Source organism: Halorubrum sp. CSM-61 (genome assembly GCF_003781945.1).
Taxonomy (GTDB): Archaea; Halobacteriota; Halobacteria; order Halobacteriales; family Haloferacaceae; genus Halorubrum.
The window spans coordinates 89,992-116,059 of record NZ_RJJW01000008.1; the positions used below are offsets into that span (position 1 = coordinate 89,992).

The 26,068-nt window shown below is 63.6% G+C and carries 23 protein-coding genes, 2 tRNA genes and 4 pseudogenes; 16 read left to right on the top strand and 13 right to left on the bottom strand.

The genetic code is table 11. The features are described from left to right. Window positions 1-15: 15 nt before the first annotated feature. On the bottom strand, window positions 16-399 hold the full coding sequence (locus EDM04_RS14280) for a zinc ribbon domain-containing protein (protein ID WP_123623358.1): 384 nt from the start codon (window positions 397-399) through the stop codon (window positions 16-18). 132 nt (window positions 400-531) lie between these two features. Here EDM04_RS14280 and EDM04_RS14285 point away from each other — a divergent pair, with 132 nt between their 5' ends. The 6 genes from EDM04_RS14285 (at window position 532) to EDM04_RS14305 (ending at window position 5,610) form a co-directional block, all read left to right on the top strand. Further along, the gene (locus EDM04_RS14285) at window positions 532-912 is read left to right on the top strand and encodes a Rid family detoxifying hydrolase (RefSeq protein WP_123623277.1); all 381 of its coding nucleotides are present in this window, start codon (window positions 532-534) and stop codon (window positions 910-912) included. Next, window positions 913-1,218, top strand: a complete 306-nt coding sequence (locus EDM04_RS14290; protein WP_123623279.1) for a hypothetical protein — start codon at window positions 913-915, stop codon at window positions 1,216-1,218. It begins immediately after the preceding gene. A gap of 27 nt (window positions 1,219-1,245) precedes the next feature. Beyond that, a tRNA-Ser gene (locus EDM04_RS14295) sits at window positions 1,246-1,327 on the top strand. A 246-nt stretch (window positions 1,328-1,573) separates the two neighbouring features. After that, entirely contained in the window at window positions 1,574-1,741 is a 168-nt protein-coding gene (locus EDM04_RS18625) for a hypothetical protein (RefSeq protein ID WP_164471143.1), read from the top strand. Between the two features lie 304 nt (window positions 1,742-2,045). Further along, window positions 2,046-3,692 carry a thermosome subunit beta gene (gene thsB, locus EDM04_RS14300; protein WP_123623360.1) on the top strand — a complete coding sequence of 549 codons (1,647 nt, stop codon included), beginning with the start codon at window positions 2,046-2,048 and terminating at the stop codon, window positions 3,690-3,692. A 1,189-nt stretch (window positions 3,693-4,881) separates the two neighbouring features. Beyond that, window positions 4,882-5,610, top strand: coding sequence for a bacterio-opsin activator domain-containing protein (locus EDM04_RS14305; protein ID WP_123623281.1), 729 nt, complete (start codon window positions 4,882-4,884; stop codon window positions 5,608-5,610). A 31-nt stretch (window positions 5,611-5,641) separates the two neighbouring features. Here EDM04_RS14305 and EDM04_RS14310 read toward each other — a convergent pair whose 3' ends face one another. Continuing rightward, window positions 5,642-5,962 carry a HalOD1 output domain-containing protein gene (locus EDM04_RS14310; protein WP_164471144.1) on the bottom strand — a complete coding sequence of 107 codons (321 nt, stop codon included), beginning with the start codon at window positions 5,960-5,962 and terminating at the stop codon, window positions 5,642-5,644. A 163-nt stretch (window positions 5,963-6,125) separates the two neighbouring features. Then, window positions 6,126-6,581 carry a DUF5793 family protein gene (locus EDM04_RS14315; protein WP_123623283.1) on the bottom strand — a complete coding sequence of 152 codons (456 nt, stop codon included), beginning with the start codon at window positions 6,579-6,581 and terminating at the stop codon, window positions 6,126-6,128. Window positions 6,582-6,736: 155 nt separating this feature from the next. Here EDM04_RS14315 and EDM04_RS14320 point away from each other — a divergent pair, with 155 nt between their 5' ends. The 4 genes from EDM04_RS14320 to EDM04_RS14335 are packed head-to-tail and all read left to right on the top strand — an operon-like array spanning window position 6,737 to window position 13,857. Further along, on the top strand, window positions 6,737-8,401 hold the full coding sequence (locus EDM04_RS14320; protein WP_123623285.1) for a type II/IV secretion system ATPase subunit: 1,665 nt from the start codon (window positions 6,737-6,739) through the stop codon (window positions 8,399-8,401). Continuing rightward, a complete protein-coding gene (locus tag EDM04_RS14325) occupies window positions 8,398-10,554 on the top strand; it encodes a type II secretion system F family protein (protein ID WP_123623287.1) in 2,157 nt (718 codons plus the stop codon). The genes EDM04_RS14320 and EDM04_RS14325 overlap by 4 nt, the downstream gene beginning before the upstream one ends. A 39-nt stretch (window positions 10,555-10,593) precedes the next feature. Continuing rightward, window positions 10,594-11,244 carry a class I SAM-dependent methyltransferase gene (locus tag EDM04_RS14330; protein WP_123623289.1) on the top strand — a complete coding sequence of 217 codons (651 nt, stop codon included), beginning with the start codon at window positions 10,594-10,596 and terminating at the stop codon, window positions 11,242-11,244. A gap of 60 nt (window positions 11,245-11,304) precedes the next feature. After that, a complete protein-coding gene (locus EDM04_RS14335; protein WP_123623291.1) occupies window positions 11,305-13,857 on the top strand; it encodes a methyl-accepting chemotaxis protein in 2,553 nt (850 codons plus the stop codon). Between the two features lie 38 nt (window positions 13,858-13,895). Here the strand turns inward: EDM04_RS14335 and EDM04_RS14340 are convergent, their stop codons facing one another. Together EDM04_RS14340 and EDM04_RS14345 are read right to left on the bottom strand one after the other, a co-directional pair. Further along, entirely contained in the window at window positions 13,896-14,180 is a 285-nt protein-coding gene (locus EDM04_RS14340; protein ID WP_123623293.1) for a hypothetical protein, read from the bottom strand. A gap of 13 nt (window positions 14,181-14,193) precedes the next feature. After that, the gene (locus EDM04_RS14345) at window positions 14,194-14,718 is read right to left on the bottom strand and encodes a DoxX family protein (protein ID WP_123623362.1); all 525 of its coding nucleotides are present in this window, start codon (window positions 14,716-14,718) and stop codon (window positions 14,194-14,196) included. Window positions 14,719-14,952: 234 nt separating this feature from the next. On the opposite strand from EDM04_RS14345, the gene EDM04_RS14350 reads away from it, so the two are divergent. Then, a tRNA-Gly gene (locus EDM04_RS14350) sits at window positions 14,953-15,023 on the top strand. Between the two features lie 291 nt (window positions 15,024-15,314). Here the strand turns inward: EDM04_RS14350 and EDM04_RS14355 are convergent. Both EDM04_RS14355 and tnpA read right to left on the bottom strand, forming a co-directional pair. Further along, complete coding sequence (locus EDM04_RS14355) at window positions 15,315-16,559, bottom strand: RNA-guided endonuclease TnpB family protein (RefSeq protein ID WP_123623295.1); 1,245 nt, start codon at window positions 16,557-16,559, stop codon at window positions 15,315-15,317. Beyond that, entirely contained in the window at window positions 16,559-16,966 is a 408-nt protein-coding gene (gene tnpA, locus EDM04_RS14360; protein WP_123623297.1) for an IS200/IS605 family transposase, read from the bottom strand. The genes EDM04_RS14355 and tnpA overlap by 1 nt, the downstream gene beginning before the upstream one ends. 510 nt (window positions 16,967-17,476) lie before the next feature. On the opposite strand from tnpA, the gene EDM04_RS14365 reads away from it, so the two are divergent. Beyond that, entirely contained in the window at window positions 17,477-18,751 is a 1,275-nt protein-coding gene (locus tag EDM04_RS14365; RefSeq protein WP_050033723.1) for an IS4 family transposase, read from the top strand. Window positions 18,752-18,845: 94 nt separating this feature from the next. Here EDM04_RS14365 and EDM04_RS14370 read toward each other — a convergent pair. Beyond that, window positions 18,846-19,058 (bottom strand): annotated as a pseudogene (locus tag EDM04_RS14370) (Lrp/AsnC ligand binding domain-containing protein); the annotation flags it as partial. Window positions 19,059-19,132: 74 nt separating this feature from the next. On the opposite strand from EDM04_RS14370, the pseudogene EDM04_RS14375 reads away from it, so the two are divergent. After that, window positions 19,133-19,348 (top strand): annotated as a pseudogene (locus tag EDM04_RS14375) (transposase); the annotation flags it as partial. 251 nt (window positions 19,349-19,599) lie between these two features. Here the strand turns inward: EDM04_RS14375 and EDM04_RS14380 are convergent. From EDM04_RS14380 to EDM04_RS14390, 3 genes are read right to left on the bottom strand one after another with little or no spacing between them, the layout of a single operon-like run. After that, window positions 19,600-20,034, bottom strand: a complete 435-nt coding sequence (locus EDM04_RS14380; protein WP_123623299.1) for a hypothetical protein — start codon at window positions 20,032-20,034, stop codon at window positions 19,600-19,602. Between the two features lie 50 nt (window positions 20,035-20,084). Beyond that, a complete protein-coding gene (locus EDM04_RS14385) occupies window positions 20,085-20,468 on the bottom strand; it encodes a Rieske (2Fe-2S) protein (RefSeq protein WP_007992631.1) in 384 nt (127 codons plus the stop codon). A gap of 2 nt (window positions 20,469-20,470) precedes the next feature. Beyond that, window positions 20,471-21,583: an amidohydrolase family protein gene (locus EDM04_RS14390; RefSeq protein ID WP_007992633.1), complete on the bottom strand. Its 1,113-nt coding sequence runs from the start codon at window positions 21,581-21,583 to the stop codon at window positions 20,471-20,473. Between the two features lie 272 nt (window positions 21,584-21,855). Here EDM04_RS14390 and EDM04_RS14395 point away from each other — a divergent pair, with 272 nt between their 5' ends. The 3 genes and pseudogenes from EDM04_RS14395 to EDM04_RS14405 all read left to right on the top strand — a co-directional run bounded on the left by EDM04_RS14395 (window position 21,856) and on the right by EDM04_RS14405 (window position 23,801). Further along, entirely contained in the window at window positions 21,856-22,647 is a 792-nt protein-coding gene (locus EDM04_RS14395; RefSeq protein WP_049897337.1) for an IclR family transcriptional regulator, read from the top strand. Continuing rightward, window positions 22,646-22,784: pseudogene (locus tag EDM04_RS19175) on the top strand (aspartate aminotransferase family protein); the annotation flags it as partial. The gene EDM04_RS14395 and the pseudogene EDM04_RS19175, both read left to right, overlap by 2 nt. 186 nt (window positions 22,785-22,970) lie before the next feature. After that, a pseudogene (locus EDM04_RS14405) lies at window positions 22,971-23,801 on the top strand (IS5 family transposase). Between the two features lie 238 nt (window positions 23,802-24,039). Here EDM04_RS14405 and EDM04_RS14410 read toward each other — a convergent pair. Further along, window positions 24,040-24,927 (bottom strand): apolipoprotein A1/A4/E family protein, encoded by an 888-nt coding sequence (locus EDM04_RS14410; protein WP_241154934.1) that lies wholly within the window; start codon window positions 24,925-24,927, stop codon window positions 24,040-24,042. Window positions 24,928-25,040: 113 nt separating this feature from the next. Further along, window positions 25,041-26,027, bottom strand: a complete 987-nt coding sequence (locus EDM04_RS14415; RefSeq protein WP_123623303.1) for a hypothetical protein — start codon at window positions 26,025-26,027, stop codon at window positions 25,041-25,043. Between the last annotated feature and the right edge of the window lie 41 nt (window positions 26,028-26,068).

Below are 26,068 nucleotides of genomic sequence, written 5' to 3' on the forward strand. Positions count from 1 at the left end.
GCGACCGCGGCGGACTCACAGCGAGCGGTTCGGCATCGCCGCCCCAGCGGTTCCGTCGGACCCGTCCTCGACGAATCCGGAGCGGACGCACCAGCGACAGTACCGGTACCCCGTCCGGTTCTCCGCGCCGCAGTGCCGGCAGACGACCGTCTCGCCGTCGGCGTCGAGCGGCGGCGGGTCGCCGGCGGGGCCCGACTCCCCCGCGGTCGCCGCGAAGCCCGGCGCGTCGTCGCCGGAGGCCTCCGCGTCGGCCCTCGCCTCCTCCGGCACGTCCCGCGCCGACCCGAGGAAGTCGGCCGGATCGCGGTCACCGCGCGTGAACAGCCACGCGAACGCGAGGTTTATCAGGGCCACCGCGCCGAGGATCGCGACGACCGGGACGATTTCTGCTACCACTATGTGGTGCGTGTTAGCACGGAGAGGATATAGGCGCAACGGTGGCGGCGGGGAATATCGGGTCGCAGGCGCGGGACCGCCGGAGGGGACGCGTTCCCCGGTCACTTTATGGGCGCCCGTCGAAGGCCGACGCGTATGAAGGAGACAGTTCACACCGACGCGGCCCCCGCGGCGGTCGGCGCGTACAGTCAGGCGACGACGAACGGCGACCTCGCGTTCACGGCCGGCCAGATCCCGCTGACGCCGGACGGCGAGCTCCTCGACGACGCGCCGATCGCCGTCCAGACCGAGCAGGCCCTCGACAACCTCGTGGCCGTGCTCGACGAGGCGGGCGCGGCGCCGTCGGACGTGCTCAAGACGACGGTGTTCCTCGCCGACATCGACGACTTCGACGAGATGAACGAGACGTACGCGGGCTACTTCGAGGAGTCGCCCCCCGCCCGCTCGGCGGTGCAGGCCGGCGCGCTCCCGAAGGGCGTCGGCGTGGAGATCGAGGCGGTCGCCGTCGTCGAGTAGATGGCCGACGACGCCGTCGAAGCGAGCGGAAACGACGGGGACGGAACCGACGAAGACGGAGCCGGGGGGACCGCGGACCCGCCCGGCGTCCCGGCGACTCCGCGGGCGAGGGCGCGGTCCGCCGCCCTGTGGGGACTCGTCGGCGGGTTCGCGTTCCTGGTGCTCGCGCAGGGGTACTTGCTCCTCGACGGCGACCTCCCCTTCGGGTACGCCGGGCTGTTCGCGCTCGCGGGGGCGATCGCCGTCGCGTCCGGCGGGATCGCGTACGCGACCGAGCACCGACTCCACGCGAAAAGAAGGACTTAACAGTCTCACCGGATTATCTCGGGACGAGCCAGGATGGCCGAGTGGTAAGGCGCACGCCTGGAAAGCGTGTTCCCATCCGGGATCGGGGGTTCAAATCCCTCTCCTGGCGTCTTCCGCTGTCGCACAACGAGCGAGTACTGCGACAGCGACGAGCGAGTACTGCGACAGCGAAGCGCCGACGGATTTGAACCAGGGAGTGAAGCGAGCGAAGCGAGCGGAACGACCGAGGTTCAAATCCCTCTCCTGGCGTTCCTTATTGACGATTTCGACCGTAGCAACGCTGTTCGACCTCCGTAGACGTTCCCGCACACCGACACAAGACTCATGTGTGTGGGTGTTGTTGACACAGGTGACGATGCCAGACACGAAATCAGGTCGCGAGCGGAAAGGGAGGAACAAGCGCCGGCAGCTGGAGAGTCACCTCAACCGACGCGAGCTCGACGCCGCCGACGAACCACCGGAACCGACGATCGACGAGGTCGACTCGGAGTACCTCACCGACACCGACGAGCTCGATCGGTGACCGCTCGCGGCCGACCCCGCTTCTCCGTTCTCGTTCGGTAGCTCGTCCCGTAGTGCCGAGAGCAGCGCTTTTCATAGCCGCCTCCGGAATCGACGGCCACCGAGTACGTATATAAACACAGCAGATGAGGAGCTCGGATCACTACGGAGATCCGTGCTAACCATACACATAAATATCGGTCGGCAGCCGCGGAGTCAGGCGGTTTTCTCGATCGGCTCGCGGGGTTCGGCGGCTGCGATCGAACGACAGCCAACGACATATTTATATAGAATCACAATCAATCAAGCAGTGTATGAGCCAGCGAATGCAGCAGGGTCAGCCGATGATCATCATGGGCGACGACGCCCAGCGCGTCCAGGATAAGGACGCACAGGAGTACAACATCTCCGCGGCGCGCGGCGTCGCCGAGTCCGTACGCTCGACGCTCGGGCCGAAAGGGATGGACAAGATGCTCGTCGACTCGATGGGCGATGTGACCATCACGAACGACGGCGTCACCATCCTGCAGACGATGGACATCGACAACCCGACCGCCGAGATGATCGTCGAGGTCGCCGAGACCCAGGAGGACGAGGCCGGCGACGGCACGACGAGCGCGGTCGCGATCGCGGGCGAGCTCCTCAAGAACGCCGAGGACCTCCTCGAGCAGGACATCCACCCGACGGCCGTCATCAAGGGCTTCAACCTCGCGAGCGAGTACGCCCGCGAGCAGGTCGACGAGGTCGCCACCGCGGTCGACCCCGACGACACCGAGACCCTGAAGAGCGTCGCCGAGACGTCGATGACCGGTAAGGGCGCGGAGCTCGACAAGGACACGCTCGCCGACCTCGTCGTCCGCGCGATCCAGGGCGTCACCGTCGAGGCCGACGACGGCTCCCACGTCGTCGACCTAGCGAACCTCAACATCGAGACGCGCACCGGTCGCGCGGCCGGCCAGTCCCGGCTGCTCTCCGGCGCCGTCATCGACAAGGACCCGGTCCACGAGGACATGCCGACCGACTTCGACGCGGCCGACGTCCTCCTGCTCAACGACCCGATCGAGGTCGAGGAGGCCGACGTGGACACCGCCGTCAACGTCGACTCGCCCGACCAGCTCCAGCGCTTCCTCGATCAGGAGGAAGAGCAGCTCCGCGCGAAGGTCGACACGATCGTCGAGTCGGGCGCCGACGTGGTCTTCTGTCAGAAGGGGATCGACGACCTCGCCCAGCACTACCTCGCGAAGGAGGGGATCCTCGCGGTCCGCCGGACGAAGAAGTCCGACCTGACCTTCCTCAAGAACGTGCTCGGCGCGCCGATCGTCAGCGACCTCGACTCGCTCACGGCCGACGACCTCGCGGTCGGTACGGTCAGCCGCGACGCCGAGGAGGAGCTGTTCTACGTCGAGGGCGAGGACGCCCACGGCGTCACCCTCCTGCTGTACGGCACCACCGAGCACGTCGTCGACGAGCTCGAACGCGGCATTCAGGACGCCATCGACGTGGTCTCGACGACCGTCTCCGACGGGCGCACGCTCCCCGGCGGCGGCGCCGTCGAGGTCGAGCTCGCCCGCCGGCTGCGCGACTACGCCGACTCCGTCTCCGGCCGCGAGCAGCTCGCCGTCGAGGCGTTCGCCGACTCGCTCGAACTGATCCCGCGCGTGCTCGCCGAGAACGCCGGGCTCGACGCCATCGACCTGCTCGTCGACCTCCGCGCGGCCCACGAAGCGGGCGACACCGAGGCCGGACTGAACGTCTTCTCCGGCGAGGTCGAGAACACGACCGAGGCCGGCGTCGTCGAGACGGCCCACGCGAAGGAGCAGGCGATCGCCTCCGCCGCCGAGGCCGCGAACCTCGTCTTGAAAATCGACGACATCATCTCCGCGGGCGACCTCTCGACCGGCGGCGACGGCGACGAGGGCGGCGCCCCCGCCGGCGGCATGGGAGGCATGGGTGGCATGGGCGGTGCGATGTAAGCGAGGTTCTGAAAGAACCTCGTTGCCGAGCGGGGAGCGAGCGAGGTCGACCGCAGGGAGACCTCGAAGCGAACGGGACGGTGTGTCCCGTGAGCGTACGCGACCCGCGAGGAGTGACCGCTCGGTAGGTTACTGAGAGTCAAGGAGAAAGCCTCGCGCTTCAGCGCGGGGATGAATCCGACAATTCTCTCCAGCAACCACGAACTTCTGGTCGGGTGTTTTAACTGAGTGATCGTTGTATTAATAGTCATCCGAGGCGGTCTATCCGCCCACTTAATCGGACAATATCGGGATTCCCGACCACACACAGAAAGCACCCTTTCTGTTGTAGTGTTCGGGTACAGTAAGAAGTACCTCTGAATCCCATGCCGGGATAGGAGTACCGGCTGATTGGCACAGCCAGTGGCGGTCACCGGGACAGCTACAAACCGTAAACACCCCAAACCAGCGGTTCGGGACCGTGGGAATCTTTGCCCTTCAGGGCGGAGAGGATGTCAATCACACTCCCACGACGCCGCTCCGGCCGTTTGAACACGCACGCTCGCGTTCCCCCAGTTTCGTTTTTTGGCTCTGTCGAACTCCGTAGCTGTTGGTGAACCATTCCGGCAGCGGCCAATCGAATACGGCGGCGAGCGATATCGGGAGTGAGTATAGCACATTGGTGGTGGCGAGCGAGTATTTAAACTACCGTGAGCGGCCTCGACGATCACTTATAAATACGGTGGCGCGTGCCGCCGAGCGGCCGACAGGCCGCGAGGAGCACGCGCGAGGGAGTCGCTGGCGGCTATCGCCGCCAGCGACGAGGCTGGGGAGGCGTGAGGCGCGGTTGCGGTGCTGTGCGGGTGGGAYTCAAAGGGGCAGTCGCTGTGGGCGGCGCAGGCGACGTAAGCACCGCAGCGAGCACCGCGAGCGAGGAGCGCAGCGAGCGTGCGCCGCCCACAGCGRCTGGGGCTTTGGAGGTGTTCACCGTCGATCCCCGAGAGGTCTTCGCCGCAACACCGTCGACCACTTATAAACAACCGACAGCAACGCCACTCGATCCCTTATAAACAACCACTCCACCATATCGATATATCCACTCCCGCTATCACTCGGCACTGTTTCTTCGGAAGGAGACGATCCGCCGAATATCATCATTTAGTCAACTATTTTCACAAAGTCTTATAGGTCCTATCACGCACCTTGGGGGATGAGCAACGTTGAAGACCAGCGAAACGACCGGACCGGTTCAGTGGTCGAGATCGAGCTCACCGTTCGGAACGAGGGGTACCCGTTCGTCGGCGTGTCGAAGGAGGAGCGCTGTCGGGTCGAGCTCGCGAACATCGTCCCGCGTCCGGAGGCGCAGTACGCGGAGTTCTTCAACGTGTTGGGCACGTGTCCCTCCCGGGTTACGAGCCACGCGGACGCGTACGAGGACGTCGAACCCTCGCTCCTCAGCGAGTACGAGGACGGCGGCCTAGTCGAGTTCGTCGTCTCGGGGAGCTGCCCGGCGTATCGGCTCGCCGAGCTCGGCGCCCTCCCGAAGACCGTCGAAGGCGTCGACGGCCGGGGCCGCGTCGTCGCCGAGATCCCGATGCGGTACGACCCGTCGGCGGTCACGGGACGGTTTCTCGATGAGTACCCGGACTTCGAGCTGCTGGCGAAACGGACCAAAGAGGCCCATACGGCCATGCTGACCCCCGCGACGCTCCAGCAGTCGGTCCTCGACGAGCTGACCGAGAGACAGCGGGAAGTCCTCCGGACCGCGTTCGAGATGGGGTACTACGAGTGGCCGCGCGACTGTACGGGACAAGACGTGGCCGACGAACTCGGGGTCGCGTCGGCCACGTTCTCGGAACACGTCTTCGCGGCCGAGCGCAAGATCCTCACGTTCCTGTTCGAGAACGCCGACGAGACCCGACCGACCGGCGGGACGTGACCGTCGATCGCGGCGCGTCCACCCGTCGCTCTCAGTCGTCCTCGCCGGGCGAAACGTCGATCCGCCCGTCCGCGTCGACGGTGACGGTACGCCCCTCGAACGCGAACGTCACGCGCCCGCTCGCGAAGCGGTGCGGCGATTCGAAGAGCCGGTCGAGCGCGTCGGGATCGATCGCTTCGTAGAGCGGCCCCAACTCCTCCGGAGCCGTTTCGAGGGCGTCCGCGACCGACTCGACGACACGGACGGAGGGAGGCGTATCGGATTCGCCGAAAAAACTCGACGCGGACGCTTTCGACGAGGTCTCGGCGCTCGGCTCCTCGTCTTCTCGTCGGGGGTAGTTAGGTGGAGCCATGAGATCGGAGCGATTTGACTGCCAACGAGCGGAAAAGGCTGGCAAGCGGTTTATGCTACGTCCCTGTCTCTGAAGGGTCGGGAACGCACCCGGGGATTTAACTGATCCAAAACGGCCGCAGAAGCTAGCCGATCCAAAACGCCACAGAAGCGGCGGACGCGCCTCAGAGCTCGACGCCCGACGGGATCAGGCTCTCGTTGCGCAGGAGGTTCCCCTCGTGGTCGTACACGAGGAAGGTGTCCTTGTCGTAGGCGACGAGCCGCTCGCCGTCGACGTCGATCTCGACCCGGTAGCGGGCGTCCTCGTCGCCCGCGGAGTCGCGCGCGGCGCGGATGAAGGGGAGCACGTCCGTCGCCGTCTCGTTGAGCTCGAGGACGAAGTCCCCGGTGTAGCGGTTCGTCACGCCGACCACGCCGTCCGGGTCGGCCGCGGCCGAGAGCGGCTCGCGGAGCCGGAACGCCACGTCGACGTCGTCGGCGTCGAGGAGGTCGCCACCGGTCCCCGAGAGCCGGTCGCGGAGGAGTCCGTCCGGTCCGTGGAAGTCGATACGGACCAGCGGCGTCGCCGGCCGGTCGTCGTCGACGCCCTCGACGGTCAGTTCGAAGTAGTCACGCCGCATTTCCTGTCCGGTACTTCGCGGTCGTCCCGTATGAACGTAACGGGCGGATCCCCCGTCGAGCCGCGAGAATCGCGGATCCGGCGGCCCCGGTGTCGCCCCTGATAATCGCCGGGGGGATTTTAAACCGCCACGGCGCATACGGCTCCGTAACGACGATGGCGAGTGACGCGCGCGAGGAGGACGCAGAGGACCGCATCGCGGCCCTCCGGCGGCGGCTCTCGCGAACCTGGGAGGTGGTTCGCGGGTCCGATCTCGACGTTCGCCCCTTCAGGCCGGAGGAGGACGGCCCGCTCGCCTCTTTCGCGATCCCCGACGGCGAGCGCGAAGTCGACCGGTACTGGGTGAACGCCCCGTACGCGTACGTCGCGATCACCTACGACGAGGCGGAGAGCGAACACCGGTACTACGCGGTCGAGCCCGACTTAGATCGGTTCGAGCGCGACCTCCTCGACCGCGTGGTCGACGACATCCGGGACCCGCTCCTGTACCGCGAGGGGACCGGGCGGACCGACGAGGAGACCCTCCGGACGGAGCTGGAGGGACTGTTGGAGGGGTACGGCGTCGACGTCGGCATGGACACGTTCCACGCGATCTTCTACTACCTCTACCGCGACTTCCGCGGCTACGGGAAGGTCGACCCCCTCCTCAACGACCGGCACATCGAGGACGTCTCGTGTGACGGATACGACCTCCCGATCTTCGTGTACCACGACGAGTACACCGACGTCGAGACCAACGTCTCGTTCGGGAAGTCGGCGCTCGACAACTACGTGATCCGGCTCGCTCAGCAGTCCGGGCGCCACATCTCCGTCGGCGACCCCATGGTGGAGACGACGCTGCCGGACGGGTCGCGCGCCGAGCTCGCGCTCGGCGAGGAGGTGACCCCCCGCGGCTCCGCGTTCACGATCCGCCAGTACGCCGAGGACCCGTTCACACCGATCGACCTGATCGAGTACGGCACGTTCTCGGTCGAGCAGATGGCGTACTTCTGGCTCTGTATCGAGCACAACAAGAGCCTCATCTTCGCGGGCGGCACCGCCTCCGGGAAGACCACCTCGATGAACGCGGTGTCGATGTTCGTCCCGCCGCGCGCGAAGGTGCTCACCATCGAGGACACCCGCGAGCTCTCCTTATACCACGACAACTGGCTCTCCTCGGTCACTCGCGAGCGACGCTACGAGGGCGCCGACATCGACATGTACGACCTGCTGCGGTCCGCGCTGCGCCACCGCCCCGAGTACATCGTGGTCGGCGAGGTCCGCGGCGAGGAGGCGATCACCCTGTTCCAGGCGATGAACACGGGCCACACCACCTTCTCGACGATGCACGCCGACTCGATCGAGACGGTGATAAACCGGCTGGAGAACGAGCCGATCAACGTGCCGCGCGCGATGGTCCAGTCGCTGGACATGCTGTCGATCCAGACGCTCACCCGCTCCGGCGACCAGCGCGTTCGACGCGCGAAGACGATCGGCGAGATCGGCGGGATCGACCAGCGGACCGGAGAACTCGACTACTCCTCGGCGTTCGAGTGGGACGCCGAGACCGACGAGTTCACCCGGAACGACTCGTCGCTGATGGAGGAGATCGCCGACGAGCGCGGCTGGTCTCGGTCGGAGCTACTCCGCGAGGTCCGGCGCCGCGAGCGGTTCCTCGAGCTGCTCCGCGGGCTCGGCGTCACCGACTACCGCGCCTTCACCGCCCTCGTCAACGAGTACTACGCCGACTCCGAGCGCGTGATGGACCGGCTCGAAGAGCGGAGCGACGGGGAGGTCGGGGCACGGGACGACGGCGGAGTCGAGGCACAGGCCGACCGATGATCGCGTATCTCCCCTTAGTCGCCGCGGTCGGGTGCTGTCTGGCGCTGCTCCTGCCCGCGGTCGACGACGGGGCGGACCTGGTCGTCACCCGGATCGCGTTGGCGATCTTCGGCGAGTACGTCGGCGAGGACGGCCCCCGGCGGCGACGCCAGCGGGACCTGATGCGCGCCGCCCACGTCGGGGGGACCCACCGGACGTACGCCGCCAAGACGCTCCTGTACGCGAGCGTGCTCGGCGTCGCCGGCAGCGTCATCGGCGTGTACGCGGCGGCCGGGCTCCTCTCCGCGCTCGACGTGAGCGAGGCGGCCTTCCGCGAGTCGCTCCCCGCGTCGCTCGGGTTCGTCGCCGGGGTGACCCGGCTCACGGAGCTGGGGCTTCCCGAACTATTCCTCGTGTTGACGCTGGCCTCGGCGACGCTGGGCTCCGCGCTCGCGGTCGGGATGTACTACGGGCGGTGGGAGCTGCTCGACCAGCGCGCCCACGCCCGGGGGGCGGAGATCGACGCCACCCTCCCGCGAACCGTCGCGTTCATGTACGCGCTCTCCCGGTCGGGAATGCCGTTCCCGCGCGTGATGGACACCCTCGCGGAGAACGAGGCGGTGTACGGCGAGGCGGCGACGGAGCTGTCGGTGGCCGTCCGCGACATGAACGCCTTCGGTACCGACGCGCTCACCGCGCTCCAGCGCGCCTCCCGACGCACCCCGAGCGACGACCTCGCGGACTTCGCGGAGAACCTCGCGTCCGTGCTCGGCACCGGCCAGCCCGTTTCGACGTTCCTCAGCGACCAGTACGAGCTGTATCAGGAGGAGGCCGAGTCGAAACAGCGGCAGTACCTCGAGCTCCTCTCCACGTTCGCGGAGGCGTACGTCACCGCCTTAGTGGCCGGCCCGCTCTTCTTCATCACCATCCTCGTCGTGATCGGGCTCGTCTTAGAGGACACCCTCCCCCTGTTACGCGTCGTGGTCTACCTCGGGGTGCCGCTGGCGACGTTCGGGTTCGTGGTCTACGTCGACAGCGTCACGCAGGGGGTCGGCGGCACCGAGACCGTCGACCTCTCGGAGCCGATCGAAGAGGGGACGAAGGCGGGGCGTGCGGGCGACGCGGATCCCGCGGGCGACGCGGTACAGGCCGACGGGGGCGTGCCGGCCGACGAGCGCGTCCGCGAGCGTGACCGCTGGGCGACGAGCCGCGAGCGCCTCCGGGCGTACGACGGGATCCGGTCCCTCCGTCGGTGGGTCGCCTCGCCCGTCGAGAGCGTGCTCGACGCGCCGCACGCGGTGTTCCTCCTCTCCGTGCCGCTCGCGGTCGTCGGCCTGCTCGCGACCGCGTTCCCGATCACCCTCGGACCGCCGACGGAGATGGTCGCGCAGGTCGAGCGGCCGGTCGTCGCCGCGACCGCGCTCGTGCTCGCGAGCTACGCCGTCGTGTACGAGGCGCGCAAGCGCCGGGTCCGCCGGATCGAGGCGGCGGTCCCCGACTTCCTCGACCGGCTCGCCAGCGTCAACGAGGCCGGGACCTCCGTGGTCGGGAGCGTCCGGCGCGTCGCGGACTCGAACCTGGAGGCGCTCACCGACGACCTGAAGCGCACCCGACGCGACATCGACTGGGGCGCCGACGTGGGCACCGCGCTCCGGCGACTGGAGCGACGCGTCCGGTCGCCGATGACCTCGCGGGCGGTCGCGCTGATCACGAACGCGATGCGCGCCAGCGGCGACATCGGTCCCGTGCTCCGGATCGCGGCCGACGAAGCGCGCGCGACGTGGTCGCTCCGCCGGGAGCGCCGGCAGGTCATGTTGACGTACCTCATCGTGATCTACATCTCCTTCCTCGTCTTCCTGGGGATCATCGCCTCGCTGTCGGTGTCGTTCATCCCGGCGATCGAAGAGGCGGCGATCCCCGGCTCGGGCGTCGGGACCGGCGCCGGCGACCTCCCCGGCGCGCCGGGCGGCCCCTCGGGGATCACGGACGGCCTCGGCGACATCGAGGCGAGCGCGTACGAGCAGCTGTTCTTCCACGCCGCCGCGATACAGGCGGTCTGCTCCGGACTCGTCGCCGGGCAGCTCGGCGAGGGATCGGTCAGAGACGGCGTGAAACACGTCGTCGTCCTGCTACTGCTGACGATCGCCGCGTTCCTCGTCATCGCCGTAGTGTGAGTCCATCGGAGCTAAATCGGTCCGGCGCCACCTTCCGATATGAAACCCCAGTCCGTCGGCGACCCCCGGTCCACCTACGACCGCATCGCCGCGCACTTCTCGAAGACGCGGGAGTACGCGTGGCCGGAGGTCGAGTCGTTCCTCGACGGGCGCGCCGCGGCCCGCGCGCTCGATCTGGGCTGCGGCAACGGGCGCCACGCGGAGCTCCTCACGGAGCGCGCGGACGCGGTCGTCGGCGTCGATCTCAGTCGCGAGCTCCTCCGGGAGGCGGTCGATCGGGCCCGCGAGCGCGGGTACAACGGGACCGCGTCGTTCGTCCACGGCGACGCCGCGACCCTGCCGATCGCGACCGACGCGGTCGGGCTCGCGGTGTACGTCGCCACCCTGCACCACCTCCCGTCGCGCGAGGCCCGGGTCCGGAGCCTCGACGAGCTCGCGCGGGTCCTCGCGCCGGGCGGGACCGCGCTGGTGAGCGCGTGGAGCACGGCCCACGACCGGTTCGACCGGGAGGAGGGGTTCGACACGACGGTCGACTGGACCCTCCCGGGCGGCGAGACGGTGCCGCGGTACTATCACATTTACTCGCCCGAGGAGTTCGAAGCCGACCTCGCGGAGAGCGCCCTGCAAACGGTCGACTCAGACGTTTCGAGCGGGAACTGCTACGCGACGGTCACCGCTTCGGACGACTGATTATCGCGATCGATACCGGCGGGCGTGGATTAAAGAGACAGTGACGACCGCGTCGATGTAATGAGTTCTACACGTCTGGATCGCCTTCTGCGTCGGATCAGCCCCGACGCGATCACTCGGAGCTACCTCGCGAAGTTCGCGGTCGTCGTGTTGGTGGTCGTCGCCGCCATCGGCGCCGTGGGCGCGGTCACCTACGCGGAGACGACCGAGCAGCTCGAGGCCAGCGCACAGGAGGACTACACCGCCGTCGCGGAGCTGAGCGCCATCGAGCTCGACGGCTGGGCGAGCGAACGGCGCTCGATGGCCCGCGAGATCGCCGACAACGAGGCGTTCACCCGCGACGCCGACTCGCGGGCCGGGTACCTCAGCTCGCACCACTCGCGGACGGCCGAGGAGGTGGTCGCGCTCCACCACGTCGACCGCAACGAGGGGACGGTGCTCGCGTCGAGTCGAGAGGGGAGCGACGCCGGGAGCGCCGTCACGGGCCAGGAGTGGTTCGACGACGGCCTCCTGTTCGGCGACCAAGTGTACACGACGCCCGCCTACGAAGCCGACGGACAGCGCCGGGTCGCGTACGTCGCGGCGACTCCGATGCGCGATTACCTCGTGATGGAGGTCGATCTCGGTCCGGTCGTCGCCGACCTCCGCACGCCGACGGAGGGGGCGTTCACGACGGTCGTGCAGGGCGACGGAACGATCGGCGCGAGCGACCGCGAGGGCGTCGCCGGGGAGCGGTACAACGGGGGCATTCGGTCGGCCCTCTTCGACGAGGAGAACCCGGTCGGTCACGTCGCGTCCGCGACGTTCGGCTTCGCCGAGGGGACCGAGTACTTCGTCGCGTACGCGCCGGTCCCCTCCGAGGACTGGTCGGTCGCGGTCCACGTCCCCCTCTCGGAGGCGTACGCCCTCTCGGGGATGATCGGGCGGAACCTGCTCCTGATCATCGGGGTCGCTATCGTCGGGCTCGGGCTGCTCGGCGCGACGCTCGGTCGCGGGACCGTCGTCGAGCTCAAGCGCCTCGGGAACCGGGCGCGCGAGCTGGAGGCCGGGAACCTCGACGTGGACCTAGAGACGGGCCGGCGAGACGAGTTCGGCGACCTCTACGGGTCGTTCTCGACGATGCGCGACTCGCTGCGCGAGGAGATCGAGTCCGCGGAGACCCAGCGCGAGCGCGCGGAGGCCGCGAAGGCGGAGAGCGAGGCGTTCGCGCGGACGCTGGAGGAGCGCGCCGCGGCCTTCGGGGCGACGATGGAGGCGTGCGCCGACGGCGACCTCACCGCGCGGCTGGAGGCCGAGTCCGACGATCCGGAGGCGCTCCGCGAGATCGCCGACGGGTTCAACGACGCCATGGACGAGCTGGAGGCGACGATCGCCGAGGTCGACGCGTTCGCGGGCGAGGTGGCCGCGAAGAGCGAGGCCGTGACGGACGGCACGGACGAGGTCGCCGAGGCGGGCCGCGAGACGAGCGACGCGGTCGACGAGATCTCGGCGGGCGCGGAGCGGCAGAGCCGGCAGCTCGCCGACGTCGCCGGCGAGATGGAGGACATGTCCGCGACCGTCGAGGAGGTGGCGGCCTCCGCCGAGCAGGTGGCGACCACCTCGCAGCGGGCGAGCGATCTCACCGAGCGGGGCCGCGAGGCGACCGGCGACGCGGTCGACGAGCTCCACGGGATCGAGAAGCGCTCGGAGTCCGCCGCCGAGACCGTCGAACGGCTGGAGGCCGAGATGGCGGAGGTCGACGAGATCGTCGAGACCATCTCGGAGATCGCCGACCAGACGAACCTGCTCGCGCTGAACGCCTCCATCGAGGCGGCCCGCGCGGGCGAGGCCGGCTCCGGCTTCGCGGTCGTCGCCGAGGAGGTGAAGGCGCTCGCGGAGGAGACGCAGGAGTCTGCCGCCGAGGTCGAGACGCTAATCGACGGCCTCCGCGAGCGCACCGACGAGAGCGTCGCCGAGATGGCCGCGATCCGCGAGGGGGTCGACGACGGAGTCGACACCGTCGAGGAGGCCGAGGACGCGCTGGAGGCGGTCGCCGAGCGCGTGACCGAGGCCGACGACGGCGTCCAGGAGATCTCCGGCGCGATGGACGCGCAGGCGTCGTCCGTCAGCGAGGTCACCGGCGCCGTCGACGACCTGGCCGGCGTGAGCCAGCAGACGACCGCGGAGGCGACGACCGTCGCGTCGACCGCCGAGGAGCAGGCCGTGACGCTGCGGGAGGTCTCCGAGCAGGCGCACGACCTGACGGAGCGCGCCCGTGACCTGCGTCGCATGACCGACGCGTTCGACGTGGGCGAGCGAGGGGCGGAACTCGGTGGTGGCGCCGCGGCGGATTCCGGAGCCGACGCGGGGGTCGAGCTCGGAACCGATACTGAAGCCAGGGGAGGAGCCCACGTCGACGACGAGGAGGAGACCAGGCCGAAATCGGAGCCGGAAACCGGCGACTCCGCGTTCACGTTCGGCGCGGAGGAGACGGAGGGGACCGACTCGTCGGTGAGCGCCGACGGCGGCGTCGAGCGCGCGGTCGAGGAGACGGCGCCGACGGGCGAAGCGCGCGAGACCGACGAACCGAACGCGCGGCTCGACGGGTCGTCCGACGGGACCGCAGAAGAGTAGCCGCGCCGCCTACCGCGGCGGTCGAGTCGCGGATCGTCTCAGTCGGCGACCGCCTCGTGGCCGGTCCGCGCGTCCTCGGCCAGCGGCGTCGCGATCTTGTAGGCCGCGTACAGCCCGAGCACCGCGACGCCGGCCAGCACGACCCCCGTCCGGAGCTGCGGCGAGAACAGCGGAGTCGCGATCACGTCGCCCGCCTCGTTCGTGAGCGGGACCGGACTGTACGGTTGGCCGACGAGGAGCTCTAAGACTCCCATGCCGACGATCCCGAACAGCAGTAGTCCCGCGCTCAGCGCCATCGCCGCCTTGTCGATGATGTCTGTCATTGGATGTCACCTCTTAACCGAGCAGGTAGCGGAGTTTCGGGTGCCGTTCGACCACGTCGAGCGTCTCGATGACCGCGTCGAGGCCGTAGTACCGGCCGGCCGCGAGCACGATCATCGTCATGAACAACAGCAGGCCCATGAAGTCGCCGTTGACCAGCCCGTTGCCGAACCCGGCGTTGCCGACCCAGAACAGGACCATGAAGACGACCCCGCCGAACGCGGCGAGCCGGGTGAACGCGCCCGCGATCAGCGCGAGCCCGATCAGGGTCTCGAACAGGGGGACGCCCGGCTCGATGAGCCACGCGAGGTTGTTCCCCATCCAGACCGGAATCCCGCCCAGCGCCGTACCCGACATCTCCTGCATGTACGCCGGCCCGTAGCTGTACGAGAGCCCGTCCTCGATGAGCTTCGTGACTCCGGCGTGGAAGAACCACCAGCCGGTGACGACGCGCAGGAAGGCGATCCAGTACGCCGCCCACGGGCCGTCCAGTGCGAACTCGACCTCGTCGACCAGGGGATTGCTCGATTGGTATGACATCGTCGTCACCTTACGGGTGTACGTTTGGTGGGTGCCCATATATGCACCCAGAACGCTTCTAATCCTCTGAAAACGGTTCTAAGTGCGCTGAAGCGGTTCTGTATATTGTAGTTCTTTAAGTAAGGATGTTGACGATCGACGGTGTCGAAGAGACGCCGCCGTCGTCGAGAACACGGAACGTTTATGAGAACCGTTCGGCCTACGTGTAGACGCGTCAGCGACGGACGCACTCGCGCGCCGGTGGTCTAGTGGTAGGACCTGAGCCTTCCAAGCTCATGGCCCGGGTTCAAATCCCGGCCGGCGCACTCGCTTCGTTCGTGCGCCGCCCGTACTCCCACTCGCTCGCTACGCTCGCTCGCGGGAGTCCCGGCCGGCGATTTTCCTCGCTTCGCTCGGAAAATCCTGAGAGGGGTTTGAACCCTGGAAGTCGCAGCCCGGAACGGCGCGAAGCGCCGCACGCCCGGATCGTCTTCCTCCGGTTCAAATCCCGGCCGGCGCACTCTCCGACAGAGAACTTCTCTGTAGTCAATCCTCTATCCAGTGCTATCGGAAAGAATATTAGTCGAAAAGTGGTCCTACCAGTGAACTACCCTACCCTACTCGCTCACGGCTGACGCCGTTCGCTCCTTGAGGGTAGGGCTTCCTGTTTCCACGACGCGCTTTACAGACACCGAATCGGTGTCCGTAGGGAACGCAGTCTCCACAGGCGTTGATTCGGAGTGTCCCACTCCTACGTCTTCGAGGCCACGAGAAAGAATGTTCCACGCCGCGTTCGCGTCCCTGTCCGCCTCAAACCCGCAGGCGGGACAGGAGTGTTCACGGACCCACAACGGCTTCTCCGTCGAGACGCCGCAGGACGCACACTCCTTGGTCGTCCCTCTCGGGGTGACTGCCACGAAGTGCGTCCCCTCGCGCTCACACTTGTATTCGAGCAACGAAAAGAACGTCCGCCATGCTGCCGACGCGGTGTTGCGGCTGTTCGACGGCGACTCCATCAGCCCCTTCACGTTCAGGTCTTCGACCGCCACGAGGTCGTACTCCCGAGCGTAGTAGTTCGTGAGTTTATGGAGAAAATCACGGCGCTTCCGTCGGAGATCGGCGTGACACTCCGCGACGCGACGCCGTTGCTTCTCGTAGTTGTTCGACCCGTGTTGCTTCCGCGAGAGTTTCCGTTGCTCACGCTCCAAGCGTTCACGCTCGTCGGAGAGATCGAGCGACTCGACCGCCGTGCCGTCGGTGTCGTGGGCGTACTTGAGAATCCCCACGTCAATTCCGACGCACTTCTCGGGATTTTCGGGGGGTTCGGGCGGTTCACCGTCGATTTGGACGCCGAACGTGGCGAACCACTCGCCTGTCGGTTCCTTCTTGACCGTGACCTGCTTCACGGTGGCGTCGTCGGGGATGGCGCGGTGGAGCCGTATCGGTATATCCGCGAGTTTCGAGAGTGACAGCACAGTCTGACCGCCCTTCTTGTCGAGCTTGAAGCCAGACTGGTTGTACGTGAAACTGCGAAACTCCCGTGGCGGCTTCCACTTGAGTTGACCGACTCCGTAGCCGTTCTCCTTGAGTTTGGAGAGGCTTTTGAGATTGTCGAACAGCCGTTCCACGACGGTTTGGAGAACCTTCGAGTACACGTCGGAGAGGTCGTCCCACCATTTCTTGAGGGTGGGGAGTTCCGACCGAAGCGTGGTCATGGACGGCAGTTCGCCGTGTTCATCTTGGTACTCGTTAAGCCGATAGAGCGTGTGGTTGTAGAGTTGCCTACAAATGTCCCGATGGCGGTCCAACTCCTCTCGGTGGGCGTCGGACGGCTTGAGGCGATACTTGTAGGCGTAGTACATCAGCTCTCCCGCTGGTCTTTGACATACTGTTTCAGCACATCCAACGACACCTGCCCAGTCGAGATAAGACAGTACGAGTCGTTCCAGAACGAGTCGCCCCACAGCTCGGTCTTCAGTTCATCCTCGTATTCGTTACGGATACGGCGGGCGGTCGCGCCCTTGACTGTATTAATGAACTTCACGAGGTCCGTGGTTGGTTTCGCTCGGAATAGGATGTGAACGTGGTCGTCCTCTCCGTCGAGGTTCGTCAGTTCGACACCGTACTTGTCCGTGAACCCGCTGATAACCCCACGAATGAATTGGATTCGCTCCTCAGTTAGCACTCCGCGCCGATACTTCGTAGTGAGTATCAGGTGGTAGTGCAGGGAGTACGTCGAATGCGCTCCCGAATCGAGGTCGTACTCCATTGGGTTCATACTGTAATACAACACCCAAATGTAAAATTATTACGACGGCGTTGGCCTGTGGGCCTGTAACCGTATCTTCAGATGAACAGGTGATGACGGCGCTGTATCCCCACCCTACTCCGCTCCCTTCGGTCGCTCTGTTGAGGGTGGGGGCTTAGCGCCTATATCAAGCTAAATCTGAGCTGGTCCAGATCTTATCATTATTCGGAAGTATTGAATAGCACAGTTCAGCTATCTCGTGGTCTGAGATGAGAACGGTGCGAACGAGAATACTTTCCGACTCAAAGCATCGGTGACGCCGACTCGATGCGTCGTTACGAGAAGGTGTCGTCTGTCGTGACTACCGGTTCCACCTCATCAAGTGGCGATCTCCACTCTCTCCCCGACTCGATGAGGCATCTGTCTTTAGTTAAGCGAGAAACCGCGAGATAGCGGCGGCTTATCGAGGCATCTTTCGGAAGGAATGAGGAAGTCCAGTCTGTGCACGACAAGGACTCCTCATCTCGAATTATGCGTCGACTCACTACACTGTTTCCCTCTGAGTTCCTCGAAGAGCACGCCGAGGAACTCGGCGTGGTCGAACGTGACCGCAAGCTCCAGATCCCTGCCTTCGTTTGGGCGTTCGTGTTCGGCTTCGCCGCAGGCGAAAGCCGAACACTCGCCGGGTTTAGACGCTGTTACAACTCTACTGCCGATGAGACGATCTCTCCGGGTGGATTCTATCAGCGGTTGACACCGACGCTTGCAGAGTATCTCCGCGACCTCGTCGAGCGCGGTCTCGACGAGGTCGCTGTTCCTAACGCTGTTGACGCTGATATCGACCGATTTAGAGACGTGATGATCGCTGATGGAACGGTGTTGCGGTTACACGAATTTCTCTCAGACCAATTCGAAGCCCGCCACGAGGAGCAGGCTGGAGCGAAGCTCCACCTGCTCCACAATGCCACAGAGCAGACGATTGAACGGCTCGATACTGCTAACGAGAAAACGCACGACAGCACCTTGTTCAAAACAGGGCCGTGGCTTGAGAATCGCCTCGTGTTGTTCGATCTTGCCTACTTCAAGTACCGCCGGTTTGCGCTGATCGACGAGAACGACGGCTACTTCGTGAGTCGGCTGAAGCAGAACGCAAACCCGGTGATTACGGCAGAATTACGGGAATGGCGCGGCCGCGCCATTCCCTTAGAGGGCAAGCAGCTCCGAGCTGTTCTCGATGACCTTGACCGGAAATACATCGATGTGGAGGTCGAAGTCGAATTCAAACGGGGGCCGTACAATGGGACACAGTCGCTGGATACGAAGCGATTTCGCGTCGTCGGCGTCCGCAACGAGGACGCCGACGACTACCACCTGTACATGACGAATTTAGCTAGGGAGGAGTTCTTTCCGGCGGATTTAGCGGAGATCTACCGCTGTCGGTGGGAAGTTGAGTTGCTGTTCCGGGAGCTGAAGACGCAGTACGAATTGGACGAGTTCGACACGAGTGACGAACACGTGGTGAGGATCTTATTGTACGCAGCGCTGCTGTCGCTGCTTGTAAGCCGCGATCTGTTGGATCTAGTCACTGAGCAGGCGGATGATGAGCTTGTGTTTCCGACAGAGCGCTGGGCGGCGACCTTCCGGTCGCACGCCCAGCTCATTCTCCACGAACTCGGTGAGTTCCTCGGCTACTCACCGCCGCCGCTGCTCGACCGGCTGATCGAAGACGCTCAAAAGATCCACCAGCAACGACCAATCTTACAAGAGACGCTCGCTACCGCTACACAACCGAGGTGTGAGGCTTAACTAAAGACGGATGCTCGAGCGGTGGGTGTTTCAGGTTTTGACATAGTCCCCGCGCTGAAGCGCGAGGCTTGCTCCTCGATTCTCCATAAGTAGCCTAGTCGTTGCCAACGCTGAATTGCTCGTATTCTTTCACTGTATTCAACACAACACTTGTATTCGACTATTGGACATCTGTACCAATCAATATTCGCTTGATTTGATCGTTCATGTCATCTGTATCTAGGAATTTCCCGATCGCGACGATATCGTAGTCCCCCGTCGTCTCGTAGACGCTCACGATCTGCGGTTCGTTGTGAAGCGCTTCCGTAAACCACAATATCCAAACTCAGCGGCGCGGCACCGTGGGAATCCTCGCGCTTCAGCGCAGGGAGGATGTCAAGCGATCTCGGCATCAGACCACTGATCAAGCACTGCATCTTCACTCCATGCGACCACGCACACAACGCCAGAATCGACGATAACCGCTACAATCAGCGCTCGATGACTGAAACTGTGAACTCGGCTGTGAAGCGCTTGCTTGGCTTCGCCGTGCGAGCGCGGTCATGGCTTCGTGAGTTCCGTGAAATCGCGCTGATGTGTGTCGTCTATAACATCTAACGCTTCGTCAAACAGTGACTCTCTCCGTCTTACAGCGATTCAACACAGCTGCCGAACCCAAACGCGACCCGTCGATCACCAGTCCGCGTCTCGAGCGGAACGGCACGGGGGTGGAACCCGGCCGAAGAACTTCACCGATTGACGTGCCCCCGCCGGTCGGCCACCCGCGAGCGGGCCCTCGTTCCCGGGCGATTCCTTCGCGGGTGTGCGACGGTGTCGGTTCCAGGCGGGTCCCGTACTCACAGTGACGGTCATCCCCGTTCTTCCGGGTGTGAGCCGTACAGGGACGTTCCCACCCGTTCTTCCACGACCTCGATGAACCTCTCGCTCGTCATTTCGTACCGTGTATACCCGTCCGACGTTCTCTCCCGATCGACGGTGGCGACGACATCGCCGTCGATTCGGATCCCCCACGCCTCGCCGGGGGCGACGTCGAGACCCATCAGTTGGATCTCGACGCCGTAGGCCGTCTCCAGCCAGTCAAGAAGCGGCGGGACGAGCGTGTCGTCCGCGAACCGCGGCGGTTGATACGGGGAGAGGTCGTGTTCTCTGAACTCCACGACGGCGTCACGCCACCAGTCCGGTAGGCGATCGATGTCGACGTTCGCGTACGGATCGTCTCCGTCGAGCCACTCCGGCGGTTCGATGCCGTCCCGTAGCGGTCGTCCCTCGTTATGTCGAGTCATTGTCCGAAGGGTACGAGTGGTTGGGAACGTCTCGTTTCGAAACGGTGGGACTACAGTTCGACGTAGACTTCGCCGTCGCGAACGTGGACGTCGTACGTCGGCAATCGGTAATCGTCGCTCGCCGTGTGAGTGCCGTCGGTGATGTCGAACTCCCACCCGTGCCACGGGCACGCGACAATCTCGTCTTCACACGCCCAGACGAGTTCGTCGTCCTCGTCGACGTCGAGAGTTCCGCCCAGCAGGCCTTCACAGGCCGGTCCCCCTTGATGTGTACAGTAGTTCGACAGTGCGTGGAGTTCCCCGTTCGAGTTGAAGACGGCTATCTCCCGCCCCGAGACCTCGACGATAACGCGCTCACCGTCGCCGATGTCCTCGGCTGCGATGACGTGGTGTAGGTCGTCTCGGTCTGGGCCAGGTTGTGTGGATTCACTCATGCTCAGTCGAAGGCGTACACTCGCTCCGCGGTCTTACCGTAGATATTCTGTATCTCCTCGCTGGAGAACTCCGAGCGGAGCATCTTCAGTAGCTCTCCGGTGTTGTCGAAGTCGAAGTGCGGATAGTCAGAGGAGAACATCAGACTGTTCTCACCCTCGAAGTGCCGGATCGTCTCCGTGAGATACGCGGGGTCGTCTAGGCCCTCGACGGGCTGGCTCGTCACGTAGAACTGGTCTTTGAGGTACTCGCTGGGGCGTTTCTCAAGCATCGGCGCGTCCCACTTCGCCCCCATGTAGTCGTGATCGAACCGCCGCATGAAGTACGGGTACCAGCCGAGCCCGGACTCCTGGATGACGAACGTCAGATCGGGGAACCGTTCGGGAACGCCCCGAGTCAACATGTCCGCCAGGTTCGTCTGGTGCATCATGTTGTGCGAGGTTGCGTGAACGGGAAGCGCGCGATCCATCGCCTGCCACGTCGACGGGAACCGCGTCATCATCGTTCCGGCGGCGTTGTGCATCTTGATCGGCAGTCCAGCCCGCTCACACGCGTCGTAAAGCGGGTAGTAGGACTCGTGACCGAGGAGTGGATCGACCGACCCGCTCGGGATCATCACCGCCGCGATGCCGTCCTCGTCAGCGCGACGTTCGACCTCTTCGGCCGCCTTCTGTGGCTTCTGCGGGGCGACGAGGGCGGCTCCGTACAGGCCATCGTCGGGGTCGACGATCTCGTCGAGGAGCCAGTTGTTATACGCCGTCGCGAGCGCGGCGGCGAGGTCGTCGTGGTGAACGGCCCCGAGATAGAGGTTCTGCGTGGGAGTGATTATCGCTTTGTCCCACTCCACGAGGTCCCGCCCCGTTTGGATGTCCTCCTTGGTGCGGACGGTTTCGGAGTCGGCTTTCCCGATCGTCACCGAGTACACCATCCCGTGGGCGGGATAGACGCGGCCGAGGTACCCGTAGTCGTCGCCCTGCTGGCTATTCAACAGCTCGTCGAACGGGCTCTCGAGGTACGGGAGGATGTCTTCTTGCCGCTCCGTCAGGTGGAAATCGGTGTCGACGATGACCTCCAAGTCGTCGATCGACCGGATCTGCCGTTCCGTGGTCGAACTCATACAAACCACATGGTCGATCGCAGTTATATACTCCGAGGCGATTCACGACGACGGAACGCGTCTTAGAGGAAATCTAACGGCTCCGTACGCGTTCTCCCTTCGTCGACCCCCGTGAGAGGGAACGTGTCCGGGACACACACCGATCCGAGCAGCTGAGGGCGAACGAGAAACGACGGGACCCGTTCGAAATGGTGTACTCTTTCGGGAAACGATATTCAGATCTGTTTCTCATTGGCGAAAATATTTGTGCTTGCCATACACTGGATCATCCGATGGAGAACTGGAAACCAGGCGGTATCGACCCTGAATCGAGAGGATCGACGATACAGAGTATAGACACGTCGTTCGCTATCGTTACGGCCCTCCGCGAATCGGACGGGGCAGGTGTGACCGAACTCGCCGAGAGGACGGGACTCTCGAAGAGTTCAGTCCACAAGCACCTCCGGTCGCTGATGAAACACGGTTGCGTAGTGAAGGAGAGCGAGGAGTACCGGCTCGGGCTTCGGTACCTCGATCTGGGCGCACACGTGCGGGAACAGTATCCAGGTTCGACGGAGATCAAACACAAACTCCGCGATCTCGCGGCGGAGACGGGAGAGAGCGCGCAATTCGCGGTCGAAGAGCGCGGCCACGCGGTCGTCCTCTACCGTGAAGTCAGTCACGGAGGCGTTTATTCGCGGGGTCGAGAGGGCCGCCGCTTCTGTATGCACCAGACGGCCGCGGGAAAGGCGATCCTCTCGTGCTACTCTGACCAGTGGGTTCGCGAGATCGTCGACCGTCACGGCCTCCCGGCGGCGACGCCACAGACGATCAGCGACGAAGTGGCGCTGTTCGACGAGCTCGCGGATATTAGGGACCGTGGCGTCGCGTTCAACAGCGAGGAGAGCACCGAAGGACTCCGATCGGTGGCCGTTCCCGTTACGGGACCCGACGGTGGCGTCCTCGGTGCGCTGGCCGTCGCGGGACCGACACACCGTCTCACTGGCGAGCGATTCGAGCGGGAACTCCCGGATCTCGTCCGAAGCGTCGTGAACGAGGTCGAGTTGAACCTCGCCCATTCGTGACGTCCCCGCGTTCGTCGGCGGGACGCGCGATCGAATACATTGAATCGCACGACCTCCTCGATCACGCAACGGAGATCGGGACGTATATCGGGTCACGGTTCCGGAGGCTTGCCGAGGATGTCCCCGAGATTTTCGACAGAGAATTCCGCGAGTACGCGAGAAACCTCCCCTTGAAGTGGGAGGAAATCACGGCGACAATATCATTCTTTAGCGTGATTGTGAGCCCGTTATGGTGTCGGGAACACTGGCTGTGTTGAATCGCCATACGGAGGCGAGGTAGGCCGCTAAATCAAAGGAGTTGAATCGGGAGAGTTCCGTTGACCATGACGCAAATCTCCCGCTTCATCGGGGAGGTTGTACCGGTTGCTCAAAGAGTTACTGGCGATGGAGGCGAATCCGCCGCCCCGGATGGTGGCGGCGGATTCGCCGACTACGCACTCGTTTCCCTTCACTGTCTGCGGATTTACCTCGATTCGTCGTACCGCATGACGATCGACCTGCTCAAAGAGATGCCACAAATAACCGGGGAGATCGGCCTCAACGCGGCCGATCTCCCCGCGCCGTCCACGTTGTGTAAGGCGTTCGACCGGATCAGCATGAGCGTGTGTCGAGTGCTGCTGCGCCAGTCGGCGCAGCTGCACGATCTCTCTGAACACGCCGCGATCGACGCCACGTTCTACGATCGCTCACCAGCTAGGCGCCACTACTGCCAGCGAATCAGCTACCGCGTTCAGAAGCTCAAAGTCACGAAACTCGTCGATACAGCGTCTCAAGCCGTCCTTGACGTTCACTGCTCAACGAACCGGGAGGGAAGTGACGCCGATCTTGCTGAGCAGATCGCCCGCCGGAATATGGGCGATCTGCGGTCTCTCGCGGCCGATAAAGGCTACGACAAGCAATCGCTCCGCGAAGGATTACGTGAGCTCGGGATCAGACCGCTGATCAAGCACCGCATCTTCGCACCGTACGACCACGCACACAACGCCAGAATCGACGATAATCACTACAATTAGCGCTCTATGACCGAAACTGTGAACTCGGCTGTGAAGCGCTCGCTCGGCTTCGCCGTGCGAGCGCGATCATGGTTTCGTGAGTTCCGCGAAATCGCGTTGATGTGTGTCGTCTATAACATCAACCGCTTCGTCAAACAGTGAATATCTACGCCTTATAGCGATTCAACACAGCCCATTGAGGATTCCCGGCATCTCGTTCAGGTAATCTTCGAGCTTCCGGAGTGGTTTGTTGATTTCCTGAGGGTGTCATAGAACGAGTAGCACACCAAAGAGCAGGGTGAATGCTGAGGTAGATGAGCTCAGCGACCCTGCAAGATGATCCTTCGATAGATTCGTTCTTTAATTCCGTGGAAACCGAGACGTTAGCGCTGCTTGATAGTCACTCGAAGTCATCAAGCGATGTTTGCTCCAACTTCTCCTGAACGTCATCTACGAACCCGTCCACCTTCCGTTGGAGCGCCTGTAAGGACTTCGAGACCACCCTCCATTCGTCTTTTCTCCCTGCCTGAACTTTCTCGATGTGTTCATCCAGTCCCTGCCGCTGGTACTCCGTGAGGATGGTCTCCGTGTGTGCTCGCAGCTCGTTTTTTAGGTTGTTATCGAGGTCAATCCACAGCGGGTGAGCATCCTCAAGGAGATCGTCGGCGTCAAACGTGTTCTGTTTGAGTGCGACGTGAACAGTGGATTGGAGGATGCTGATGGTGAACTGGCGGTAGTCATCATCACCAGTCCCCACGTCAAATGGGAAGTAGTCCGTTGGCAGACGGCGTGTGTTCGTGAAGATGGGAAATTCGTCTTGGAGATCAACGAGATTGAATTCGTAGTTGTCTAGCGTCCGAATGATGTACTGGTTCGCGTCCTCATCGAAGTGAACGACCGCAAAATCGTTCTCAGGTAGGTGTGGGTTTTCGTCGAGGTCTTCGAAGGATGAGTACGAGAATTCAGCGTCGAAGTCCTCTGTGGCATCGGCGGCGGAGACGATACCGCGAGTCAGCAGAACTTCGGGTGAGTGATGCATTGACTCATACTTCTGGTTCTGTTCCTGCTTAATGAAGTACGACTTACAGTCGATGATGATAGAATGGTTATGGGCGCGGCTGGTGAGAATCAAATCTGGATTCACCGAGTCGCCCTCATGGACGAAGCTCGGATCAATGATGTCAACGGTGTAGCCTAGGTTCCGCAGAGCGTCGGGGAACGTCCTGTCGAGCTGGCACAGCCCAATCCACGCATTAATCTGGAGGGTGTGATCGGAGAGGTTCTCCATCACACTCATTCTTCCACCTCCATTGTAGCGTTCGAGTCATAGTGCCGTTGAAGATTCGAGTAGATGCGGAGAGCGGTGTTCCCACATGCCTCGTCGCCGAGGTAGAGTCGTAGCTACTTGGGACAAATCTCAATCGTGTATTTGTCGTTATTGTGGAGATCTACGCCTTTTATTTTCCAGTACTGGTCATCGAGCTTGGTCTTCGCACCCCAGAGTCGAAGCGGGTTCTTCGCCGTAATGATATTCTCGATGAACTGCCGGACGTCTTCGATCTCGTTGTCCAGTTCGATCACGAGTGGGGTACCGTCCATCCCCGTCCCGTGTTCCTGAGATTCGTATGAGAGCCGGTGGTTCTCCTCGATCTTCCGCAGAAGCGTTGCGTATCGCTCCTTAATCTCAGCTACGGTGTCAAGATGGAGTTGGATAGAGTCGCCTCCACTAGTGGTGAACCGTCCGTTGTGGGTTACTCGCTCTAAAATGAACGAGCCGTTCACGTTCCGTTTGATGCCGACGCTGGAGAGGGAGAGGAAGCTGGATAGTTCGTCATGACTGTCGAGAATGTCGAACAGAGTTCCGGTTCCACGACCGCTACTGCGCACCGAGAGATCACCGAAGTCCAGCCTCTCGTCGATGTAGTCTTCGGAGAACACGTCGTCAGCGTCGTAACTGACGCCCACGTCGCGGAACTCACCCATGTCCATTACCTCACGCTGTTGCTCGATCGGCATCCACGTGTAGTCGAGTCCGTTGCGGACGCCGCTCACCATGTCTTGGACGACTTTCTTTGCGTCCTCAGATTCTTCGAGGGTGTAGAGCGTCCAGAATCGAGAGTCCTCGTGATCGAGGAAGAAGGTGTACTTGGTAGCGTTGCGTTGGATGATGAGTTCTTGTAAGTCGAAGTCTACCTCGCGAGCCTCTGTTATGTCCACTCTCTCGTGGAGTTCCTCCGGAGTGACATTGGACTCAATGAGGAAGGTCTTGAGCATTGTCTGCCCGGGTTGCAATTCTTGTTCTTCCACCAACTCGTCGTACGTACCCTCGATGGTGTGCTGGAAGACGTCGAAGAGGTCTCGTCTGCTCTGGATAGACGAAGTGGACATCAGCGTTCTCGTATTTGATCCTAGTTTACTAGGTGTGTTAG

Bases quoted from the DNA above. Each gene is read 5' to 3' on its own strand.
- EDM04_RS14325 (WP_123623287.1), top strand. From the start codon at position 8,398: ATGATCGCGTATCTCCCCTTAGTCGCCGCGGTCGGGTGCTGTCTGGCG.
- EDM04_RS14345 (WP_123623362.1), bottom strand. From the start codon at position 14,718: ATGTCATACCAATCGAGCAATCCCCTGGTCGACGAGGTCGAGTTCGCA.
- EDM04_RS14395 (WP_049897337.1), top strand. From the start codon at position 21,856: ATGGAGAACTGGAAACCAGGCGGTATCGACCCTGAATCGAGAGGATCG.
- EDM04_RS14305 (WP_123623281.1), top strand. From the start codon at position 4,882: ATGAGCAACGTTGAAGACCAGCGAAACGACCGGACCGGTTCAGTGGTC.
- thsB (WP_123623360.1), top strand. From the start codon at position 2,046: ATGCAGCAGGGTCAGCCGATGATCATCATGGGCGACGACGCCCAGCGC.
- tnpA (WP_123623297.1), bottom strand. From the start codon at position 16,966: ATGGAGTACGACCTCGATTCGGGAGCGCATTCGACGTACTCCCTGCAC.
- EDM04_RS14315 (WP_123623283.1), bottom strand. From the start codon at position 6,581: ATGCGGCGTGACTACTTCGAACTGACCGTCGAGGGCGTCGACGACGAC.
- EDM04_RS14320 (WP_123623285.1), top strand. From the start codon at position 6,737: ATGGCGAGTGACGCGCGCGAGGAGGACGCAGAGGACCGCATCGCGGCC.
- EDM04_RS14410 (WP_241154934.1), bottom strand. From the start codon at position 24,927: ATGGAGAACCTCTCCGATCACACCCTCCAGATTAATGCGTGGATTGGG.
- EDM04_RS14355 (WP_123623295.1), bottom strand. From the start codon at position 16,559: ATGTACTACGCCTACAAGTATCGCCTCAAGCCGTCCGACGCCCACCGA.
- EDM04_RS14340 (WP_123623293.1), bottom strand. From the start codon at position 14,180: ATGACAGACATCATCGACAAGGCGGCGATGGCGCTGAGCGCGGGACTA.
- EDM04_RS14285 (WP_123623277.1), top strand. From the start codon at position 532: ATGAAGGAGACAGTTCACACCGACGCGGCCCCCGCGGCGGTCGGCGCG.
- EDM04_RS14415 (WP_123623303.1), bottom strand. From the start codon at position 26,027: ATGTCCACTTCGTCTATCCAGAGCAGACGAGACCTCTTCGACGTCTTC.
- EDM04_RS14365 (WP_050033723.1), top strand. From the start codon at position 17,477: ATGCGTCGACTCACTACACTGTTTCCCTCTGAGTTCCTCGAAGAGCAC.
- EDM04_RS14390 (WP_007992633.1), bottom strand. From the start codon at position 21,583: ATGAGTTCGACCACGGAACGGCAGATCCGGTCGATCGACGACTTGGAG.
- EDM04_RS14380 (WP_123623299.1), bottom strand. From the start codon at position 20,034: ATGACTCGACATAACGAGGGACGACCGCTACGGGACGGCATCGAACCG.
- EDM04_RS18625 (WP_164471143.1), top strand. From the start codon at position 1,574: ATGCCAGACACGAAATCAGGTCGCGAGCGGAAAGGGAGGAACAAGCGC.
- EDM04_RS14330 (WP_123623289.1), top strand. From the start codon at position 10,594: ATGAAACCCCAGTCCGTCGGCGACCCCCGGTCCACCTACGACCGCATC.
- EDM04_RS14290 (WP_123623279.1), top strand. From the start codon at position 913: ATGGCCGACGACGCCGTCGAAGCGAGCGGAAACGACGGGGACGGAACC.
- EDM04_RS14335 (WP_123623291.1), top strand. From the start codon at position 11,305: ATGAGTTCTACACGTCTGGATCGCCTTCTGCGTCGGATCAGCCCCGAC.
- EDM04_RS14310 (WP_164471144.1), bottom strand. From the start codon at position 5,962: ATGGCTCCACCTAACTACCCCCGACGAGAAGACGAGGAGCCGAGCGCC.
- EDM04_RS14385 (WP_007992631.1), bottom strand. From the start codon at position 20,468: ATGAGTGAATCCACACAACCTGGCCCAGACCGAGACGACCTACACCAC.